Below are 20,584 nucleotides of genomic sequence, written 5' to 3'. Positions count from 1 at the left end.
AGCAGCTGATTTGTAATCAGCAGGTCGTGGGTTCGAGTCCCTCCATCGGCTCAAAAGTCTCCCCTTAAAGGGAGACTTTTTTGTTTTTAATTACTTTGTGTATTAAATGCTCTTCTAACTGCTTTTTATTTTTTACTTTTAGATAACCTAAAATTACCTTATATAGGTCGATTATTGTTAATAATAAATAGAGATATGTTTTTGAGAGTTCAAGCAGATTGGTTTATCTATTTAGAGATAGTTTATTTTATTATAGCTATTGCTGTGGCTGTACGCATTATTTATGATACAGATTCTATCTCGAAAACATTAGCATACCTATTGTTAGTTTTCTTTGTGCCTATCTTTGGTATTTTATTTTATTTTTCGTTTGGAATTAATTATCGAAGAAGAAAGATGTATTCTAAGAAGCTTAAGGTAAATGATGAGTATAGTGCTAAATTAACGGAACGTCTAAATGATATTCACTTAGATCGCAGGGAACAAGGAAACCCTATTGTACAAAGGAATCGCTCTTTTATTAAAATGCTTTCTAGTGCAACGATGGGAGAAGGTCCACTATTAGTAGATAATGAAACTGAAATATTAGAAAACGGAGAAGAATTCTTTCCGAGACTAATTGAAGATTTAAAAGCAGCTAAGAGTACCATTCATATCGAGTATTATATTTATGAGAATAATGATATTGGAAGAGAGATAGAAAGCATCTTAATCAATAAAGTGAAGGAGGGGGTTAAGGTACGTTTTATCTACGATGACTTTGGGTGTAAGAGCATCCGAAAGAACATTGTGCGCAATCTTCGTGCGAATGGGGTGGAAGCCTATCCATTTAATAAGATTATTCTATTAGCTTTTGCTAACCGTATGAATTATCGAAATCACCGCAAAATAGTCGTGATAGATGGAACTATTGCTTATACAGGGGGGATAAATATATCTGATCGCTATGATAACCGCAAGAAAGATTCTAATCAATATTTTTGGAGGGATACGCATATTAGAATAAAAGGATCGGGAGCTTATGGATTACAATATATCTTCTTGGCAGATTGGAATTTCTGTAGTAAGCAAGATTTAGCCTTTGATGAAAAGTATTTTCCTATTCAAGATAGCAATGATACAGGAGTGCCATTACAAGTGATCTCATCTGGTCCTGACTCCGATGTGCCTTCTATCTTATATAGTGTCTTAAAAGCTATACAAACAGCAGAAAGAGAGATCTGCATCACTACGCCGTATTACATACCTGACGAATCATTACAACTAGCTATTAAAATGGCAGCATTAAGTGGTAAGCGCGTTAGAATGATACTGCCTGGGATAACAGATTCAAATATTGTGAAGTGGGCATCAGAGTCCTATTTTCAAGAGTTATTAGAGTTCGGCGTAGAGATCTATCTATATAAGAAAGGATTTATCCATGCGAAAACTTTTGTGACTGACTCAGGAGTGAGTTCTATAGGGACGTGTAATTTAGATCATCGTAGCTTTGACTTAAACTTCGAGGTGAATGTCGTAGTTTATGACGAGGCTTTTGCTCGTAAAATGAAAACAATGTTTGATAGAGATTGTAGAGATTCTATTAAATTAGAATTGCACAGGTGGAATAAGAGATCTTGGAAACAACGTCTTAAAAACAGTTTTATTCGTTTGTTCTCTCCCTTATTATAGTATGTGTAGACATCAAATAAAGGAGGAATGAAGGATTAAGTAAACTTTAAATAAGGATACGATGAATTTGCATTTGACATTTGATAAATATATAACACATCAACATCCCTTTGAGAATGATTATGAAGGGAAGGTAATCACTACATTAATAGAGTCAAGAGGGAATAAGAAAGAGTATAAGCAGACTATTCTGTATATACATGGATTTTGTGATTACTTCTTTCAGATACATTTGATGGATTATTTTAATGAGCATGGAGTAAACTTCTATGCGATAGACTTGCGTAAATATGGTCGTTCGTTATTGCCTCATCAGCATCCGAATTATTGTAAATCTATGCGAGAGTACTTTCCTGATATTGATTATGGAATAGAGTATATTCTAAAAGAAAATAGCGATACTCAACTATTCCTATTAGGACATAGTACTGGAGGGTTATTAGCAACGTATTATGCTATGTTTGGGTTGTTAAAAGAAAGGTTGTCAGGATTAATATTAAATTCTCCTTTCTTTGATTTTAATGTGCCTTTCTATGTAAAGCCTTTTATGGGGAGCGTAGCAAGGAGTAAAGTAAGTAAGGATATTTTTGCTAATGCTGAGCAGATGCCTGAGCTATATGGTAAAACATTACATAAAGATTACGAAGGGGAATGGGAGTATAAGAAAGAATGGAAACCGATAAATCCTTTTGCTGTATATTATAATTGGGTATTAGCTGTACAGCATACACAAGAACTAATTCAAGAGGTTGTCTTACATGAAAACTTTCCTATTCTATTGATGTATAGTGATAAATCAGGAAATACTTCTAAATGGACTGCTAATTCTATGACATCAGATATTGTTCTAAATGTAAAAGATATTGAGAAAATAGGAAGTAAGATAGGTCATAACGTAGAGAAAGTTGTAATAGAAGATGGAATGCATGATTTATTTCTGTCTAAGAAAGAAGTTAGGAGCAAAGCTTTGTCTAGTGTAGTACAGTTCTTAAAGAGGTATCAATAGATATAAAAAGTAAAAAGCTGTTACCATTTAAGGTAACAGCTTTTTTAGCAATAATTGAAAAAAGTTGTTGTTGATTGGTTGGTAGGGAAACTTTTTAGAATAATCCTCCAGCTCCTCCACTTTCTTTTGTATTCGAATCTCTGTGTTTTCTTTGTAATGCACGTCCTTTTCCTCCTCCGAACATATAGTTTACTCCGATGTAAACAGATCTACTTTCCCATGTAAACTGTCCATTAGAAGCATAAGGGTACTGAGAATTATATTTAAACTTCATGGTATTGAAGATATCATTGAATCTAGCACTGATGCTTAACTTGTTTTCAAGTAAAGAATATCTAGCTCCAGCGTCTATTTTATACATCTCTTTAGAGTCCATAGTGATACCATCTACTGGACCTCTATAGAATCCGAATAAGTTAAATCTTAAGTTTTTAGTCGCTTTGAAGTTACTGTTTAAACGAGCATTGAATGCACTAGCAGTAATGTCGCGTTCGATAAAATCCATTTGATTCGTAGTACTGTTTAACTGAGATACAAAACCAGTTTGTTTAATACTTGAGAAATCAATACCAGGTTGCATATCCCACCATGGAGTTAATTTGATATTAGCAGAAAGTTCGAATCCATAAGCATCATTAGACTTATAGTTATCAAAAGTCATTAATAAAGCATTTGGGTTATCATTATCTGGGTCATCATAGATAACGTGGTTGATTTCTTTATTGATTTTTCTATAGTACACACCAGCAGTCACACTACTTTTGTTGTTAAACATTCTAGTATAATTTAACTCTACAGAGTTAGTAAACTGAGGTTTTAATTCAGGGTTACCTACCATTGTCATTAACGGTGTAGAGAATTGTCTAACAGGGTTAGTCTGAGAAATACTAGGTCTGTCTACACGTCTACTATAACTTAAATTAAACATATCATTATCTGTCATAGAATACCCTAAATATACAGATGGATATAAGGTAACGTAATCATCTTTAAAAGTAGTCGTTCCTCCTAATTTAGATTCTACTTTATAGCTTTCTAATCTTGTTCCTACTTGGTAGTTAAACTTACCATAAGTTTGACCAAAAGTTACATAAGCAGAGAAGATATCTTGATTGTATTTATTATTGATAGTCTTATTCTTCTCAGGTATCAAAGGATTGTTAGACTCAAAGTTGTTATCAGCTCTAGATATTCTAGCTTCTGCACCTACTTCTAGTTTTGTATGATCGTTTAAAGGATTTACATAATCAATGTTGATTGTTGTTAAATCACTTTTATCATTGTTTCTATCTTGATAAAATTGGTTAGGGTTTTTACCTATAATTGTATTGTAATCACCGTCATTTGTAGATTTGTTACGACTAAAGTTTCCTTCTATATCTAAAGTGTGACCTTTTTTCTCAAATAAATGTTTATAAGCTAAGTTATACGCACTATATCTATTATCTCCATCATAAACAGTTTTTTGGAAGATATCTTCAAATAAGTTTTTAGGATATGTAGTAGCATTATCCATATCTGTTGTTCTATCATTTGTACTTTGATTTGTATAGAATGACAGTGTATTGTTATCGTTGATATAATAATCCATACCTACTTTATAAAAGTAGTTCTTGTTCTTATTATTCATACGAATCTCTGTTGGAGACATAATATCTGTACGTAGCATATCACCATCATTTTTATATTTTCCATACGAGTAACTACCATTAGCGAAGAAGTTTAACTTCCCTTGTCTATAGTTAGCATTGATAGAGTTAGTATTTTTAACAGTGTGAGCAAATGTAACCCCTGTGTCTACAGAACCATTGAAACCATCCATCGTATTTTTATGTAATACGATATTAATAATACCTGACATTCCCTCTGGATTATACTTAGCACTTGGGTTAGTGATTAACTCAATGCTCTTAATAGAAGTAGAAGGGATTTGTTTTAGTACCTGTTCAGAAGACATATTAGTAGGACGTCCATCGATAAGGATACGTACATTCTCATTTCCTCTTAAAGATATTTTACCATCTTTATCCACATTTACAGAAGGGATATTATTCATAATCTCACCAGCAGTAGCACCAGCAGTAGTTAAGTCTTTACCTACATTGATTACCTTTCTATCTATCTTTTGTTCTATTGTAGAAGATTCAGCAATAATATTAACTCCTTCTAAAGTTGTCGCTTCAGGAGTTAAGTTAATTGTACCGAAGTTATAAGTAGCCTCAGTTAATTCAAATTCTTTAGTATATGTTTGGTAACCGATAAACTGTACTTCTAAAGTATATTTTTTTTGAGGAACAGTTAATTCGAATTTTCCATTGTCATCAGACATAGCACCTGTTACAATAGTCTCTCCATCTTTAATAGAGACAGTTGCATAAGGAACGGATTGATTGATCGATTTGTCAAAAATCGCTCCTATAATTTTTCCTTTCTGTTGTGCATAAATAGAGCAAACCATAGTAAGGAAAAGAATAACACTTAATTTGAATTTCATAATAGTTCTTTCGTTAAGTTTATTTTTAATAATTGATTAAGGTTTATATAATAGTCATACTTTTGAGTAAAATGTTACAACAAAAAATATTTGTTTTTTTATAAAATGTTTATTTATATATGTAACTTATTGATATGTAGTGTTTTGTTTTACTATTTAAAATTGATATAAATGAGATATACAGTGTTTTGTGGTTCTAGTTCAGGTACTAAGGATATTTATTATAAACAAGCTTTTGCATTAGGAGAACAATTAGCTAAGTATAGTATTGGGCTTGTATACGGAGGTGCTAAAGTAGGATTAATGGGAGCAGTCGCTGACGGTGTTCTTAAAGGCGGTGGTGAAGTCATAGGAGTGCTTCCTACTTTTTTGGCAGATGTAGAGTTAGGCCATAAGGAATTAACAGAATTAATTATGGTCGAATCAATGCATGAACGCAAAGCTAAAATGAACGAATTATCTGATGGTGTGATCACAATGCCTGGAGGATATGGCACCTTAGAAGAATTCTTTGAAATGCTGACATGGGCTCAGTTAGGATTACATAAGAAGCCTGTAGCGTTATTAAATATAGATGGTTTTTATAATCCACTATTAGAAATGATAGATACTATGGTGGATATGGGATTCTTAAAAGAAATCAATAGAGAGATGATTGTGGTAGCTGATAAGGTAGAAGAACTTTTAGAAAGGATGAAAGCTTATGAAGCACCTAAAGAAGGTAAATGGATTCAAAAATAAATAGGATGAATAGAGCCTCACTAATAGATAATTTTGAACGAAAAGGAGTAGTATTAACTCCTCAAGAGAAAGAACGGATACTTGCCTCGTTTAATACAGTGTATTTGAAAAAGAAAGACCAATTATTAGTTGCAGGAGAAGTATGTAGTTTTCAAGCTTTTGTTGTTACAGGATGTTGTAAGGTCTACTTTTTAGATAGTACTGGACAGGAACATATTATTTATTTTGCTGTAGAAGATTGGTGGTTGGCAGATTTAGAAAGTTATCATTTGGGTATTCCTTCTAAGTTTTATATTCAAGCAATTGAAGATTGTGAATTATTGATGATTACAAAAGAGGTAAAAGAACCTTTGTATAAAGAGATTCCTGTTTTAGAAAGAATATACAGATTAATGCTTGGACAAGAATGTGTCGCATTACAACGACGAATAGTAAATAAATTATCGATGGATGCTACAGCAGAATATGACGATTTTTGTAAAAGGTATCCTTCTCTATTAAGCAGATTGACTAATATACAAATCGCATCATATCTAGGTATATCACAAGAGTTCTTAAGTAAAATAAAAAGTAAGAAGAAATAACAACTTATTGAACTAGTTCAATGTTTTTGAGTTTTATACGCTATATTTTTGTAGCAAGAAATAGAACAATAAAACAACAAAAACTGTGAAAATAGATAATTTAAATTGTCTGATTTTAGCAGTGATGAGACAGTTTATTCATTACGGATAATAAAAAGTACTAGTGATAGCCACACTAGTACTTTTTTTAATAGAATAACTATAGCTTTTTTCTTACACTCTACTATAGTTATAAATTCATACATTCATTTTTTCTTTAATTCATTTTCATTTGTTATTGATAAGATCTAGTAAGATAAATTAATACTACTATTTACTTATTTTAGTTATGATTTTGTTATAACCGATGTATACATTAGCCAATTTTCGTATTTTAGAGTTTTAGAAAAGGAAAATATGATGGAAAAACAAAATAACAACATTGCAATCTTAGTGGATGGGGACAATGCTCAAGCTAAGTTGTTGGATAAGATTTTAGAAGAAGTTTCTAAATATGGGAAGGTGACTGTCCGTCGTATTTATGGAGATTGGACAACACCGCAAATGAATAGCTGGAAGGAACTACTGAATGACTTGTCATTTTCGCCTATACAGAAGTTTAATTATACTAGTGGGAAGAACTCTACAGATAGTTCTCTAATTATCGATGCTATGGATATTCTCCATGCTAAGATGGTAGATGGATTCTGTATCGTATCTAGTGATAGTGACTATACCGGTTTAGCTAAGCGTATCAGAGAAGAAGGTATCTTCGTGATGGGAGTAGGAGAGAAGAAAACTCCAAATGCCTTCGTTCAGTCATGTGAGATATTTACTTATTGTGAAACCTTAATGCCTAAAGTGACTACAGCAGTTAAAGAAGCGAATGGCAATGCTAAAAAGATAGAAGCCACAGATGATGACGATACTAAATCATTGACTAAGAAAGAGTATAGACTGATAGATAAAGCGTTCGATATGTCTGTAGATGAAGAGGTAGAAGCTTATATCGCTACAGTAGGAGGTAACCTTCGTAAACTTAATCCTAGTTTTGACGCCAGAGATTACGGCTTTAGAAACTTGACAGAGCTTTTTAAACATTTAAAGTCTTATGACGTAATTAATAATAATGTTAAGGGGTTAAATCATCCCTTAGTAAAGAAAAAATAACCTTCGGGTTATTTTTTTTTGCTAATAAACGAATTGTATGGTCTGTAAACTTTAAATTGCAGATAGTCAAAAATTGACTATAACAAAAAATATCAACTCAATACAATTTATATTATGACTATACAAGAATTAGAAGGTATTCGCAAGCAATTCGAGTACTACAGAATGATCGTAGATAAAACAGTTTTAGTGTTATCTCAAGACGAATTAAATCAAAAAGTAAATGAAGAGAGTAACTCTATAGCAATGTTAATGCGTCATATCACAGGTAATCTGCTTTCTCGTTTTACTAACTTTTTTACAGAAGATGGAGAGAAGTCATGGAGAAACAGAGATGATGAGTTCGCAGATGGAGTTTATGACAGACATGAACTTATAACGAATTGGGACAAGGCATGGAATGTTCTCTTCAGCACCATAGATAGTATTAATGAAGAGAATATTAATACAGTGGTGAAGATCAGAAATCAAGACCATACAGTTGCAGAAGCTTTATACCGACAGTTAGCACACTACCCTTACCACATAGGACAAATTGTATTTATCGGAAAGATGATACGCAATGAAGAGTGGAAGTCTTTAACCATTCCTAAAAATAAATCAAAAGAATACAATCAAGACAAATTTGATAATCCTAATTCAGAGACTCATTTTGTAGATGATTATCTAAAGAAGTAAGAGATAATTTTTTAGATTCCTAATTTTGAATGAGAATTAGTAGAGTCGTTCAGTGCAATATTTTATATATTTGTCAAAAGACGGTAAAAAACTACAATATGAAATTAAATACAATGGCCTGTATCGTATTGGCTTCCGCTATGTTATTATCATGTGGAGACAAGAAAGAGGCAGAAAAAGGAGCAAGCGAAGTGACTACAACAGAAAAGTTTGATTACAGTGTGGATCAGTTTGGAGATATCGAAGTATTGAGATATCAAGTACCTGGATGGGACGATCTAACATTAAAAGAAAAAGAATTAGTTTATTATCTAAGTCAGGCAGGGTATGCTGGACGCGATATCATCTGGGATCAGAACTATAAACACAACTTGACTATTCGTAAAGCATTAGAGAATATTTACGAAAACTATAAAGGAGACAAAGAATCAGCAGATTGGAAAGAGTTTGTGACTTATGTAAAGAGAGTATGGTTCTCTAATGGTATTCACCACCATTATTCTAACGAAAAGATAAAACCTGGATTCTCTCAAGCTTACTTCTCTATTTTATTAAAAGAGACTAATACTACATTAGATCAGAACGTAGCGAATATTTTGTTTAATAATGTAGATAGTAAAAAAGTAAATCTTGATTTAGCGAAAGGTCTTGTAAAAGGATCTGCAGTTAACTTCTATGGAGAAGGGATTACAGAAGATGAGGTGGAGGCATTCTATAATGCGATGAAGAGTCCAGACCCACACCGTCCATTATCTACAGGACTAAACTCTAAGGTAGTAAAAGAGAATGGTAAGTTAGTAGAGAAAGTATGGAAGAGTGGTGGAATGTATGGAGCAGCTATTGATCAAATCATCTTTTGGTTAGAAAAAGCTGTTACAGTTGCTGAGAACCAAGAGCAAGCAGATGCACTTAAGTTATTAATCAAATATTACCAAACAGGAGATCTTCAACTTTGGGATGATTATAACGTTGCATGGGTCAAAGCTACTAAAGGGAATATTGATTACAACAATGGATTTATCGAAGTATATGCAGACCCATTAGGACATAAAGGATCTTACGAAAGCGTTGTTCAAATCAACGACTTTGATATGTCTAAGAAGATGGCTGTTCTTTCTAAAGAAGCTCAGTGGTTCGAGGATAACTCTCCATTAATGGCAGAACATAAAAAGAAAAATGTAACAGGAGTATCGTATAAGACAGTGATCGTAGCGTCTGAGTCTGGTGATGCATCGCCAAGTACACCTATCGGAGTGAACTTACCTAATGCGGACTGGATTAGAGCAGAACACGGTTCTAAGTCTATCTCTTTAGGTAATATTATCGATGCATATAATCATGCAGGTGGATCAGATAAATTAAAAGAGTTTGTTCACGATGAAGAAGAATTACAATTAGAGGAGAAGTACGGTGAGTTAGCAGACAAGCTACACACAGCTCTTCACGAGGTAATCGGACATGCATCTGGACAAATCAACAAAGGAGTAGGACAACCAAAAGAAACATTGAAGAGTTATGCTTCTACATTAGAAGAAGGACGTGCTGACTTAGTGGGGTTATTCTATTTATACAATCCTAAGTTACAAGAGTTAGGATTAGTTGACGATTGGAAGTCAGTAGGTAAAGCAGCTTATGATGGATATATCCGTAACGGATTAATGACGCAGTTAGTACGCTTAGAGCCAGGTGCTGATATCGAAGAAGCTCACATGCGTAACCGTCAATGGGTGAGTGCTTGGGTATTCGAAAAAGGGAAGAAAGACAATGTAATTGAGAAAGTAGTGCGCGATGGTAAGACATATTATAATATTACTGATTATGATAAGTTACACGATCTATTCGGACAGCTTTTAAAAGAGACTCAACGTATCAAATCTGAAGGTGATTATAAAGCAGGACAAGAGTTAGTAGAGACTTATGGTGTGAAAGTAGATCAAGCTATCCACAAAGAAGTTTTAGAGCGTAATGCTAAGTTTAACTCTGCTCCATATAGAGGATTTGTAAACCCATACATTGTACCAGTAAAGAATGATAAAGGAGAGGTGACTGATTATGTAATCGAGCAACCTAAATCATTTGAAGAGCAAATGTTGCGTTATGCTAAAGAATATGGTTTCTTACCACTTGTAAACTAATTACAAGAAGATTATACAAGAAAGTCGGTTTATTATAAACCGACTTTTTTTGTGATATAGTATTGGCTATGATTTATGGATAATAACCACAAGTTCATTGTTTGGTCATACTCTATTAGTTGCCATGTAAGAAGTCAAGACTTCCTGATGTATTTATACAGCTGCTATACTCTTCGTCGTCTTCAGCAGGTGATATTTCGATAGCTTCTAATGGAAAAACTTGAGAATCAAAACCGTTGATCATTGTCCACCAAGTTACTTCTGCTTTGTTGTCAAATAAATGAGTAATAGTCATATTTATACTACCACTTTTAAGATTTACGATGTTCCCTACTTCAAATTTTGTGTTCATAATTGATTGATTTTGTATTATTTGACTAAATTAATATGTTCAGTTTTATTTTAATTATAGTAATCAAATAATTAGAAAACCTTTACAATTTCTTAATCTTATGGTCGCAGTTTTAGTGACTTCAGACGTAGAGTGTTAAGTGAGATAATACTTATTGTTAAGTAAAGAGTCTTATTTTCTAGTGATAATAATATCTCCCATGCACATCTCTATAGGACGATTATGAGGTGTATATTCTACCCAATCTACAGGATCACTACTTTCACAGTCTATCATCAGGTGATAATAAGACATACCATGAGTAGTATCAGGTAGAGCGTGTACATCATAGTGATTAACCGTGTCTAACTGATGATCTTCTACCGTTGTTAGCCAAGAGATAGCTTTGTCTAATTGGGCTATTAGGTTTTGATTAGTAGTATCACCTTGTTTTAGTTCTACGATTATATCTTGTTTCCGTTTTTGTAGTAGAGAGATAATATCTTTCATAAATGATAGGATATAGGTTATAGTGTGAATGTATGTTGTATAAACTCAGTTGGGCGTTGTCCCATCAGTTTAGTGAATACATTACTGTAAGACTGAGCACTGTTATATCCTACGAGTAACGCTATCTCATTGATGGTATACTGTCCTTCACTCAACAGCTCTATTGATTTGATGATACGTACCATCTGTATATATTTAGCGATACTGATACCTGTTTCTTTTTTAAATTGTCGTTCTAAAGTACGAATACTCATAAAGCACAGTTGAGCTAACTCATCTATAGTGATAGTTGATGGATAATGTTTGTGAATATAAGCTGTAGCATCAAGTAATACTTTAGTACGTGGGACAGGGGTAATAAGAGGTACCGCATTCTGTACAAAAGAAGGCAGTTCTAATAAGATTGCTCTTAAGAAAGTCTGTTCACTCTCTTCATACTCCATATTCATAGACCACTTCTCAGTGTACATAATCATTTCTCTTAATACGCTTGGGATAGAGAACAGGTATAACTCATTATAAAACGGAGGTAAACCATCCACATCGAAGTATAGTGTACGCAGAGAGACATGCTCAGACGCATGCGTAGTTTTATGAGGGACATTAGATGGGATATAGGCTACGTGATTTTGAGGTAATAAGAATTGACAAGATTCTACGTGTAAGTATTGATATCCTGATTCTACATAAACGAGTTGGGCTTTCTTGTGATGGTGAAACTCATTGTTGTGTTTCCAATATTCAGCATGCCAAGAAAAACCTTTCTTTCCAACTTGATCAACTAATTGTGGCTTACTCATTGTTGTCGTTTTAGTTATGATTTATGGCGAATATAATCATTTATTAGCATTTAATTTTGCATCTAGAAATAACAATGTGTAAATAATAAATTAAATAACAATGGAAAATAAGATAGAAGAGATATCTAAAATGAAGAAATTACTGATGTTGTTAGGTATCATATTTATTGCTTCTAATCTAAGAGCTCCACTTACATCTGTAGGGCCTGTGATATCAGAGATAAGTAAATCACTGGCTCTGTCTAACACTACAGCAGGATTAGTAACGACGATACCCTTAATGGCATTCGGATTTTTATCTAGTATGGTGCCAAAGATCTCACGTAGATACGGTATGGAGCTAGTGTTATTAGGATCCTTGATTCTATTGAGTATAGGGTTAGTCATTAGACCTTATGGTAGTTTGGTCACTTTGTTTTTAGGGGCAGCTTTAGTTGGGATAGCGATTACAGTAGGTAACGTATTGATGCCAGCCTATATCAAGAATAATTACCAGAAGAATGTAGGTACCATGATGGGAATATACTCAGTAGCTATGAACTTAACAGCAGCATTAGCAGCAGGGTTTAGTATTAGCTTGGGTAAATTCACAGAGATGGGATGGAAAGGTTCGATAGGAGTATGGTTAGTATTGAGTATTGCGACTATCTTGATTTGGCTTCCTCAAGTAAAAAAGAGAAAAGCAATCGAAGGAAGTAATAAAGGTTTCACAGAAGAGAAAAAAGTAAATATGTACTCGTCTAAGTTAGCTTGGGCAGTTACAGTATTTATGGGTGTACAGTCTCTACTGTTCTACTGTTTAGCAGCATGGTTACCTAAAGTAGCTATTACATGGGGTATACCTAAAGAAGATGCAGGATGGTTATTGTCTTATATGCAGTTCGCACAGCTACCTATGACGTTTATTGGTGCTATCATAGCGAGTAAGTTATCTAATCAGAAACTACTAGCTATCGGTACAGGAGTATTGTTTGCTATTGGGATAGCAGGTTTATTGATCTTTAAGGTAAATATGATTGCGTTATGGTGTGTATTAATCGGAACAGCGAGTGGATTAGCCTTTAGTTTATCGATGCTATTCTTCGTATTGCGTACAAGTAGCACTACCCAAGCAGCAGAATTATCAGGTATGGCACAGTCTATCGGATACCTAATCGCAGCATGTGGTCCACCAGTATTTGGAGCATTATTCGATGTGACACAGTCTTGGTCTATGTCTTTGATGTTTTTATTAGTGATGTCTATTACTTTGATTGTATCAGGAGGTATCGCAGGTAAGAACGACTGGGTGAAATAGTTCTTTATCAACTAAAGAATTTTCTGTATAACCATAGTAACCCAGTGCCTACTACAGATACTATAATCATAGAGGTAATCGGCATAAAGAATGAAAAACCTGGACGCTGGATACGGATATCACCAGGCAATTTGCCAAACCAATCCAGATTAAACGAGGTGAACTGTATCAATAGACCTATGATGACGATGATACAACCGATAAAGATGACTGTTTTTCCCATAAGAGTAAAGGTATAAAAATGCATGCACTTCCCTTTAGGAAACTATTTAATTATTGTTAAGGAGACAGCTATTAGGGTGTTTTAATAGTATCTTTGAGTATAGAGTTATTTAGGTAGCTCCTCATTTAAAAAGATAAGATATGAAAGTAGAGATATGGTCGGACATTATGTGTCCGTTTTGTTACGTCGGAAAGAGGAATTTTGAGAATGCATTGGTACAGTTGCCTTTCGCAGATAAGATAGAAGTAGAGTGGAAGAGCTTTCAGCTAGATCCAGATCTACCAGTAGAAGGGTTAGATATGTCTACTAAAGAATACCTAGCTAAGCGCAAAGGTATGCCAGAGCAACAGATACAAGGAATGCTAGAGAACTTAAAACAAGCAGGTAAAGCAGTAGGTATCGAGTTTAATCAAGATCAATCTATTCCTGTGAATACGATTAGAGCTCATCGCTTTGTACACTTCGCACAGTTACAAGGAAAAGGAAATGAGGCTAAAGAAGTAGTGTTTAAAGCTCACTTTACGGATGGTAAAAATGTAGGTGATATAGCAGTATTAGTAGCATTAGCAGAGCAGATAGGACTAAATGCAGAAGAAGTAAAAGCGTTCTTAGCTACTGACGAACAGCTAGATGAGGTGACAGCGGATATTACAGAAGCACGTGCTCTAGGAATATCAGGAGTGCCATTCTTCGTATTAGATAGAAAATACGGTGTATCAGGAGCTCAACCTACAGAGTCTTTTGTAGAAGCACTGACACAAGCATTCCAAGAAAGCCAACCTAGATTCAAAATGAAAGGAGATAGTGATGCGGCAGCATGTGGCCCAGAAGGATGTGAGATATAAGTACCTATAGTTGATTTATAAATAAGAACAGCCCATTTATACAGTGTATGAATGGGCTGTTTTGTATTCTGGTATTACTTAACCAAAATCAAAATGCATGAGGTAATCGTATTTGTTCTTTGGTTGTTTGTTTATCTCTAACCCATCGAAGTATAGGTGCGTCATAGAATTCTTGTTTAATAACTGTTTATGTAGTTTGTACAAGAGCTCTAATGCAAGGAAGTCTTCTTTATTATCAGCCTCTAAAGTAGCGTATATTGTGCCAAATAGTAAGTCGTCGTCTTCTCCTAATTCTTCAGGTAGAGTGAACTGTTCAAGTTTGATGACCTTTTCGTTATCATATATACCTTCTTGAGAACACATCATAGTTCGATAGCTGATAATCACCTTAGGTTTATGTATAATGATCTCATTTGGATCCCAATTGTCAGAATTATTAAAATTAAAGAATTGCTTAGCGATGACTGCATTATTAAAGTCGTCTCGTTCTATAGGCATATCATCTAAGAAGTCCCATATCACATTATGAAATACTCTTTTCTCCATCTCTTTATTTTAAAGATAGTGAAATAGCCATCTCTATTAAATTGAAGAAGAATAATGTAAGGAATTTAGTCTACTCTAATAAGAACATTCTATTGAGGAAGTCTTCGATCCTTAGTAGGTGTATCATTGTATTGCATATAAGCCCATTCACCTCGGTATAGATTGTTGAATACAAGATCTTTGTACTTATTGTTGATACTGAACAGTCTTACTTGTACACGAGAGGGAGTGTAGACTTCTTGTTCTTCAGCAGAGATATGTTCTGCTATAAACGGAGGTTCTGTTATCTCTTGGTAGCGCACTACTAAGGCTAATACCCTGTCCTCTTTTTGCCAAGTATAGACGATACAGTCATACACCATAAAAGCGATTTTCTCTACAGGTTCTCCTTCTTTAGAGATGATATAGTCACGGAGTTGTATAGCCTTGTTTTCGTCACCTTTTAGGTCAGAGCAGGCTACCCCGATCAGGTCTTTATTTAGACTCTGTAGCATATCTACCTTATCGAAGTAATAGTCACCATATTTCGCCACACTGTCAGATTCTATCCACATCCTCATACTATACTCTTTGCCGATTATGTCTCTAAGAGAATCATTATATCTCTTAGGAGCTACTCTATAGTGTGTGATCTCTATAGGTTTGAGTTCTTTAACTACTGTCATCACACTAGCATCTGCATCAGCTGTGATACTTCCATCGTTATTGCCATTAAAAGCATAAAAGTCTTCTACTGGGAAGTTATAATCAAATGTCTCAATATCCATCTTAAGGTCTCCAAATTTCTTAGGCTCTTGACAAGAGAGTAGAACTATAGGGAGTGTGAAGTATAGTAAGATTCTTTTTATCATAGTGGTTTATGTAAGGTTGTTAGATAAGTGAATAGGTATTAGAATAAATATTACATTGAAAACGAATTGTTTAATTTAATATTGTATGTGAGTATGAATGTCTTTTTACTGTAATTGTTATGTTTTTTTGATGCCAATGGTCGCATAATGGTCGCATAGTTATCGCATAGTGGTCGCATACTTTTAGCCCTTTTTTATGCGACTATTATACGACCACTATCCTATAATTATCCTATGAATAGAATGTACACTTTATTAGTAGATTCAGTAATTATCGATTGTTAATGGATATAGGATAATTATTGTCTATTTGATTAGAATCTCTATAATGCTTTTGGCTAAAAAAAAGGAGTAAGCTAATCTTAAAAATGGCTTATAAACCTTGATATAGTTAGTATCTTTGAGGCACTAGAAAACAAAGAAAGATACATGGGATTGAAGATTCTACATACAGCCGACTGGCACTTAGGGAAGAGATTAGATAACTTTAGCCGCCTAGACGAACAGCGCATAGTGCTAGACGAAATTTGTGAGATAGCAGATCGAGAAGCAGTGGATGTAGTCTTAGTAGCAGGGGATTTATTTGATACGTTTAACCCTCCAGTAGAAGCTGTAGAATTATTTTACAAAACACTTAAACGCTTAGCGAAGAATGGGGAGAGACCTGTCATCGCTATAGCTGGTAATCACGATAGTCCTGAGCGTATAGACGCACCAGATCCGTTAGCGCGAGAGTGTGGGATTATCTTAGTAGGACTACCTCATGCTGAGGTTACTCCTTTTGAGATCGAAAATCAGTTTAAAATATCGAAGTCAACAAATGGTTTTTTTGAATTGAGATTAGAACGATTTAAACAACCGATACGTATACTACACACTCCTTATGCGAATGAGATAAGGCTAAAGAAAGCACTAGACACAGAAGATAAAGGAGCAGCTCTTAATGAGGTGTTAGGTGAGAGTTGGCAAGCTTTAGCAGATAAGTATTGTAAGACTAAAGGAGTGAATCTATTGATCTCGCATCTGTATATGATGAACCGAAATGGAGAGTTATTAGAAGAACCTGATGGAGAGAAGCCTCTGAAGGTAGGTAATGCAGATATTATATACAGTGACATTATTCCAGAGCAAGTGCAGTATACCGCTCTAGGGCACTTACATAGAGCACATCAGGTGGGAGTAGAAGATAGACCTGTGGTTTATTCGGGTAGCCCATTGAGTTATAGTTTTAGTGAAGCTGGTCAGCAGAAGTATGTGATGATCTTAGAGGCAGAGGCTAGCAAACCTATTACTTATACTAAGGTAGCATTAGAGAGTGGGAGACAACTGTCACGTGTGAAGTTTGATAGTGTAGATGATGCTGTGGAGTGGTTATTAGCGAATCCGTATCATCTAGTAGAGTTAACTATAGTAAGCGATACGTTCTTAAATGGGGATGATATCAAGAGGTTATACACTGCGCATGATGGTATTATTACGATTATCCCACAAGTAACACTGGGGGATAAAGGAGAACAAGTGAATGTAAAACAGGTGAACTTAGAACAAGATATGCAAGGACTGTTTAGAGATTACTTTAAACAGCGCAATAAAGGGCAAGAGCCTAATGAGGAGTTGATGGATTTGTTTAACGAGATTTTAGATTAGAGCAGTATGATACCAATTAAGTTAACGATAGAAGGACTGTATTCTTATCAAGAAAAACAAGTTATTGACTTCACTAGTCTGATAGACGCAGGGTTATTCGGTATATTCGGTAAGGTCGGATCGGGAAAGTCTTCTATTTTAGAAGCTATTTCTTTTGGGCTTTACGGAGAGACAGAGCGTATGAACTCTCGCGATAATCGTGCGTATAATATGATGAACCTAAAGTCTGACCGTTCGGTAATAGACTTTGAGTTCTATAATTTTAAAGATGAGAAATACCGCATCTATAGAGAGTTTAGAAGAAACTCTAAGCGCTTCGATGATGTAAAGAGAGGTGAGGCAACATTGTATAAGGATGAAGATGGTATCTGGGTACCTCAGAAAGAGTTGAATATACAGGAAGTAGTAGGGCTGAGCTATGAGAACTTTAAGCGTACTATCATTATTCCTCAAGGGAAATTCAGAGAATTTATAGAATTAGGAGGAAAGGATAGAACGAAGATGATGCAAGAGATTTTTGGATTAGACCGTTTTGACCTTGCAGATAAGACTAAACGATTATATAGTTCGACTAAAGAGAGTCTGAATTTAGTAGAAGGAGAGCTAAAAAGTTTTAGCCAAGTTACAACGGAGCAGATAGCAGAGCAGAAGGCGCTACACTTACAGGAGGCAGAGAAGTTTAATGTGCTAAGTAAGACTTTTAAGGAAGAAAACGAAAGTTATCAAAAGGTCAAAGCAGTGAAGGATGACTTCTCAGCATTGGAGGTAAAGAAAGCAGAGTTAGGTACATTAGAAGTGAAGTTACCTGAGATAACTGCTCAAAAGAACGAATTGTCTCAGTATGAACAATTAGATAAAGCATTTTCTGCTATACTGTTAGAACAACAAAAGACAGTTGATAAGACTGTGAATCGAGAGACTCGATTAGCTACATTGACAAAAGAAACCACAGAGCTACAAAGTCAGTTTAAGAAAGTGGTGGATGAGCTCAAAGTAGCAGAACAACAGTATGCAGGTTTAGAACACCTAAAAGCAGAGTTGTATGAGTTGAATTTGATCAAAGAAATCAAGAAAGCTAATCTCGCTAAGGAGGCCTTATTAGAGCGTTTCCATAAAGGGAAGTCTTTCGTGGTAGATGCTGAGAAGGCATTAGAAGGGAGCAAACTTGCTTTAGCACAAAAGGAGATAGAACTAAATACTGCCAAAACAGCTAGAGTAGATACAACGATGCTGATGGCTATAGAGGCGTGGTTCGGTCAGCAATCTTTTATTCACAAAGGAATTCAAGATGTGCAACAGCAAATGAATGCACTGCAGTCAGAGTTGCAAATAGTAGAAAAGGATATCTTAGGTCTGAAGTTAAAGGATATCAATCATTGGGAACAAGAGATAGAGAAGTATAGAAATCACTTTGAACAAGAGATCAATACGATAGAAGTAGAGTTGCGCAATCATAGTGTAGCTCAACAGTTAGCAGAGTATGCTAACGAGCTTCACGATGGGCAGCCTTGTCCTTTATGTGGTTCTGCACATCACCCTCATATTCTTCAGGGAGATGATGTATCTTCTGCTATACAGCAGTGTGAACTTCGTCTAAGTGATATAAAGGATAAACAGGAGCGCCTAAAGAAATACGAAAGGAAAGCAGCTAGTCTTTTTGATAAAAAGAAACTCTTAACAACACAATGGCAAGAAAGCCAACAGAGGGAACAACACTTGCAACAAGAGTTAGTCTCTCATCAGCAGAACTTTGTTTGGACAGTGATAGAGAAGGGTAATGAAACACAGTTTATTGAGTTAAAACAAAGAGCTGAGTTAGCGAACAAGCAAGTAGAAGTTCTAGAGATACAATATACTACAATAGGAAAAGAGGTAGAACAGCACAGAGGTAATGTAGATAAGTTTACTAAAGAACTAAATGCGATAGAGGTAGAAGGTGTCAGTTTAGACAGTGAAATCAAATCTAAGAGTACACAGATTATAAGGTTGCAGATAGAGACCTATTTAAGTTTAGAGGAGACTTTATTAGCACAGCAAGTACAGCAACGAGAAGCTAATGTAACCTTAGTAGAACAACGCTATAAAGATCTAACGAATCAATATCAGATGATGTCTCCTAAGTTGGCAAGCTTACAGACAGAGAGCAATAGTGTACAAGTAGAGTTAAATGAACTGAAAGTAGCTATTGATCAGTTTAACGAGCAGATTAAGGCTTTATTAATCACTCATCAAGTACAATCTGTAGAGGAAGTGCGTAGTGTGCTAGATAAACAGATTAATGTCGTAGAACGCAGAGAACAAATACAAGCATTCGAAGTACAACTAGAGGTTGTCCGAAATGCTGTGAGTACTTTACAAATGAAGTTAGAAGGTATTTCTTTTGATCAAGAGAAATTCGCTAAACAGCAAGAAGAAATAATGAAGTTAGAGCTACAGGTTAAAGAAGCTACAGAAGTTGTAGCTAAATTAGCTGGAGAGATAGATCGTTTAGAAAAAGACTATGCGAAGAAGCAAAACTTACAGAAGCAGTATGATGTAATAGAAAAACGGGTGAAGAATCTGAATACGCTATTGACAATGTTTAGTGGAGCTGGTTTTGTAAATTATGTGTCAGCTATCTATTTAAAGAACTTATGCGATATGGCGAATGCCCGTTTCCACCGATTGACTAATAACCAATTGAGCTTACAGCTAAACGAAGCAAATGAGTTTGAGATTATAGATTATTTAAACAATGGGAAAGCGAGAAGTGTGAAAACCTTATCTGGAGGACAGAGTTTTCAGGTGTCATTATCTTTAGCGTTAGCATTAGCAGAGAGCGTACAGAGTTTATCTAAGTCAGATAGAAACTTCTTCTTTATAGATGAGGGGTTCGGTACACAGGATAGTGAGTCAGTAAATATTGTATTCGAGACTTTGAGTAATCTGCATAAGGAGAATAGAATAGTAGGTATTATCTCTCACGTAGATGAACTACAAGAGCGCATCCCTATGTCTCTATCTGTGGTAAAAGATGAAGAACGAGGTAGTGAAGTAGTGATTAATTATTAGTAAACCTCATTTATATATTACAGCC

General features: G+C 34.9%; 18 protein-coding genes. 11 read left to right on the top strand and 7 right to left on the bottom strand.

The annotated features are described in order from the left end of the window. Positions 1-195 precede the first annotated feature (195 nt). Both cls and AABL85_RS15280 read left to right on the top strand, forming a co-directional pair. The gene (cls, locus tag AABL85_RS15285) at positions 196-1,671 is read left to right on the top strand and encodes a cardiolipin synthase (RefSeq protein ID WP_286416779.1); all 1,476 of its coding nucleotides are present in this window, start codon (positions 196-198) and stop codon (positions 1,669-1,671) included. Between the two features lie 61 nt (positions 1,672-1,732). After that, complete coding sequence (locus AABL85_RS15280) at positions 1,733-2,677, top strand: alpha/beta hydrolase (RefSeq protein ID WP_341310715.1); 945 nt, start codon at positions 1,733-1,735, stop codon at positions 2,675-2,677. A gap of 94 nt (positions 2,678-2,771) precedes the next feature. Here AABL85_RS15280 and AABL85_RS15275 read toward each other — a convergent pair whose 3' ends face one another. Continuing rightward, positions 2,772-5,171 carry an outer membrane beta-barrel family protein gene (locus AABL85_RS15275; protein WP_341310714.1) on the bottom strand — a complete coding sequence of 800 codons (2,400 nt, stop codon included), beginning with the start codon at positions 5,169-5,171 and terminating at the stop codon, positions 2,772-2,774. A gap of 171 nt (positions 5,172-5,342) precedes the next feature. On the opposite strand from AABL85_RS15275, the gene AABL85_RS15270 reads away from it, so the two are divergent. The 5 genes from AABL85_RS15270 to AABL85_RS15250 all read left to right on the top strand — a co-directional run bounded on the left by AABL85_RS15270 (position 5,343) and on the right by AABL85_RS15250 (position 10,458). Next, entirely contained in the window at positions 5,343-5,912 is a 570-nt protein-coding gene (locus AABL85_RS15270; protein WP_286437375.1) for a TIGR00730 family Rossman fold protein, read from the top strand. Positions 5,913-5,917: 5 nt separating this feature from the next. Then, complete coding sequence (locus AABL85_RS15265) at positions 5,918-6,496, top strand: Crp/Fnr family transcriptional regulator (protein WP_341310713.1); 579 nt, start codon at positions 5,918-5,920, stop codon at positions 6,494-6,496. 396 nt (positions 6,497-6,892) lie between these two features. Then, positions 6,893-7,645, top strand: coding sequence for an NYN domain-containing protein (locus tag AABL85_RS15260; RefSeq protein ID WP_341310712.1), 753 nt, complete (start codon positions 6,893-6,895; stop codon positions 7,643-7,645). Between the two features lie 114 nt (positions 7,646-7,759). Further along, positions 7,760-8,323, top strand: coding sequence for a DUF1572 family protein (locus AABL85_RS15255; RefSeq protein WP_341310711.1), 564 nt, complete (start codon positions 7,760-7,762; stop codon positions 8,321-8,323). Positions 8,324-8,421: 98 nt separating this feature from the next. Next, positions 8,422-10,458 (top strand): dipeptidyl-peptidase 3 family protein, encoded by a 2,037-nt coding sequence (locus AABL85_RS15250; protein WP_286416790.1) that lies wholly within the window; start codon positions 8,422-8,424, stop codon positions 10,456-10,458. Positions 10,459-10,573: 115 nt separating this feature from the next. Here the strand turns inward: AABL85_RS15250 and AABL85_RS15245 are convergent, their stop codons facing one another. The 3 genes from AABL85_RS15245 to AABL85_RS15235 form a co-directional block, all read right to left on the bottom strand. Further along, a complete protein-coding gene (locus AABL85_RS15245; RefSeq protein ID WP_286416792.1) occupies positions 10,574-10,810 on the bottom strand; it encodes a DUF2158 domain-containing protein in 237 nt (78 codons plus the stop codon). Between the two features lie 171 nt (positions 10,811-10,981). Then, entirely contained in the window at positions 10,982-11,299 is a 318-nt protein-coding gene (locus AABL85_RS15240) for a hypothetical protein (protein WP_341310710.1), read from the bottom strand. Between the two features lie 17 nt (positions 11,300-11,316). Beyond that, entirely contained in the window at positions 11,317-12,099 is a 783-nt protein-coding gene (locus AABL85_RS15235; protein WP_341310709.1) for an AraC family transcriptional regulator, read from the bottom strand. 100 nt (positions 12,100-12,199) lie between these two features. Here AABL85_RS15235 and AABL85_RS15230 point away from each other — a divergent pair, with 100 nt between their 5' ends. Beyond that, positions 12,200-13,396 (top strand): CynX/NimT family MFS transporter, encoded by a 1,197-nt coding sequence (locus AABL85_RS15230; protein ID WP_286416794.1) that lies wholly within the window; start codon positions 12,200-12,202, stop codon positions 13,394-13,396. Between the two features lie 7 nt (positions 13,397-13,403). Here AABL85_RS15230 and AABL85_RS15225 read toward each other — a convergent pair whose 3' ends face one another. Continuing rightward, entirely contained in the window at positions 13,404-13,619 is a 216-nt protein-coding gene (locus tag AABL85_RS15225; RefSeq protein WP_230493145.1) for a DUF2905 domain-containing protein, read from the bottom strand. A gap of 140 nt (positions 13,620-13,759) precedes the next feature. Here AABL85_RS15225 and AABL85_RS15220 point away from each other — a divergent pair, with 140 nt between their 5' ends. Further along, positions 13,760-14,464, top strand: a complete 705-nt coding sequence (locus tag AABL85_RS15220) for a DsbA family oxidoreductase (protein WP_341310708.1) — start codon at positions 13,760-13,762, stop codon at positions 14,462-14,464. A gap of 78 nt (positions 14,465-14,542) precedes the next feature. Here the strand turns inward: AABL85_RS15220 and AABL85_RS15215 are convergent, their stop codons facing one another. Both AABL85_RS15215 and AABL85_RS15210 read right to left on the bottom strand, forming a co-directional pair. After that, positions 14,543-15,010: a hypothetical protein gene (locus AABL85_RS15215; RefSeq protein ID WP_341310707.1), complete on the bottom strand. Its 468-nt coding sequence runs from the start codon at positions 15,008-15,010 to the stop codon at positions 14,543-14,545. Positions 15,011-15,099: 89 nt separating this feature from the next. Then, positions 15,100-15,861 (bottom strand): hypothetical protein, encoded by a 762-nt coding sequence (locus tag AABL85_RS15210; protein ID WP_341310706.1) that lies wholly within the window; start codon positions 15,859-15,861, stop codon positions 15,100-15,102. 429 nt (positions 15,862-16,290) lie between these two features. Between AABL85_RS15210 and AABL85_RS15205 the strand changes: the two genes are divergently transcribed. Both AABL85_RS15205 and AABL85_RS15200 read left to right on the top strand, forming a co-directional pair. After that, positions 16,291-17,508 (top strand): exonuclease subunit SbcD, encoded by a 1,218-nt coding sequence (locus tag AABL85_RS15205; RefSeq protein ID WP_341310705.1) that lies wholly within the window; start codon positions 16,291-16,293, stop codon positions 17,506-17,508. Positions 17,509-17,514: 6 nt separating this feature from the next. Further along, the gene (locus tag AABL85_RS15200) at positions 17,515-20,559 is read left to right on the top strand and encodes an SMC family ATPase (RefSeq protein ID WP_341310704.1); all 3,045 of its coding nucleotides are present in this window, start codon (positions 17,515-17,517) and stop codon (positions 20,557-20,559) included. Positions 20,560-20,584 lie beyond the last annotated feature (25 nt).

Origin of the sequence: Myroides odoratimimus (genome assembly GCF_038039805.1) — a bacterium.
Classification (GTDB): domain Bacteria; phylum Bacteroidota; class Bacteroidia; order Flavobacteriales; family Flavobacteriaceae; genus Flavobacterium; species Flavobacterium odoratimimum_B.
Note: the sequence above shows the minus strand (reverse complement) of the source record. Positions and strands in the feature narration are given on the sequence as shown.

Excerpts from the sequence above, each read along its gene's own strand:
- cls (WP_286416779.1), top strand. The coding sequence starts at position 196 with ATGTTTTTGAGAGTTCAAGCAGATTGGTTTATCTATTTAGAGATAGTT.
- AABL85_RS15280 (WP_341310715.1), top strand. The coding sequence starts at position 1,733 with ATGAATTTGCATTTGACATTTGATAAATATATAACACATCAACATCCC.
- AABL85_RS15275 (WP_341310714.1), bottom strand. The coding sequence starts at position 5,171 with ATGAAATTCAAATTAAGTGTTATTCTTTTCCTTACTATGGTTTGCTCT.
- AABL85_RS15270 (WP_286437375.1), top strand. The coding sequence starts at position 5,343 with ATGAGATATACAGTGTTTTGTGGTTCTAGTTCAGGTACTAAGGATATT.
- AABL85_RS15265 (WP_341310713.1), top strand. The coding sequence starts at position 5,918 with ATGAATAGAGCCTCACTAATAGATAATTTTGAACGAAAAGGAGTAGTA.
- AABL85_RS15260 (WP_341310712.1), top strand. The coding sequence starts at position 6,893 with ATGATGGAAAAACAAAATAACAACATTGCAATCTTAGTGGATGGGGAC.
- AABL85_RS15255 (WP_341310711.1), top strand. The coding sequence starts at position 7,760 with ATGACTATACAAGAATTAGAAGGTATTCGCAAGCAATTCGAGTACTAC.
- AABL85_RS15250 (WP_286416790.1), top strand. The coding sequence starts at position 8,422 with ATGAAATTAAATACAATGGCCTGTATCGTATTGGCTTCCGCTATGTTA.
- AABL85_RS15245 (WP_286416792.1), bottom strand. The coding sequence starts at position 10,810 with ATGAACACAAAATTTGAAGTAGGGAACATCGTAAATCTTAAAAGTGGT.
- AABL85_RS15240 (WP_341310710.1), bottom strand. The coding sequence starts at position 11,299 with ATGAAAGATATTATCTCTCTACTACAAAAACGGAAACAAGATATAATC.
- AABL85_RS15235 (WP_341310709.1), bottom strand. The coding sequence starts at position 12,099 with ATGAGTAAGCCACAATTAGTTGATCAAGTTGGAAAGAAAGGTTTTTCT.
- AABL85_RS15230 (WP_286416794.1), top strand. The coding sequence starts at position 12,200 with ATGGAAAATAAGATAGAAGAGATATCTAAAATGAAGAAATTACTGATG.
- AABL85_RS15225 (WP_230493145.1), bottom strand. The coding sequence starts at position 13,619 with ATGGGAAAAACAGTCATCTTTATCGGTTGTATCATCGTCATCATAGGT.
- AABL85_RS15220 (WP_341310708.1), top strand. The coding sequence starts at position 13,760 with ATGAAAGTAGAGATATGGTCGGACATTATGTGTCCGTTTTGTTACGTC.
- AABL85_RS15215 (WP_341310707.1), bottom strand. The coding sequence starts at position 15,010 with ATGGAGAAAAGAGTATTTCATAATGTGATATGGGACTTCTTAGATGAT.
- AABL85_RS15210 (WP_341310706.1), bottom strand. The coding sequence starts at position 15,861 with ATGATAAAAAGAATCTTACTATACTTCACACTCCCTATAGTTCTACTC.
- AABL85_RS15205 (WP_341310705.1), top strand. The coding sequence starts at position 16,291 with ATGGGATTGAAGATTCTACATACAGCCGACTGGCACTTAGGGAAGAGA.
- AABL85_RS15200 (WP_341310704.1), top strand. The coding sequence starts at position 17,515 with ATGATACCAATTAAGTTAACGATAGAAGGACTGTATTCTTATCAAGAA.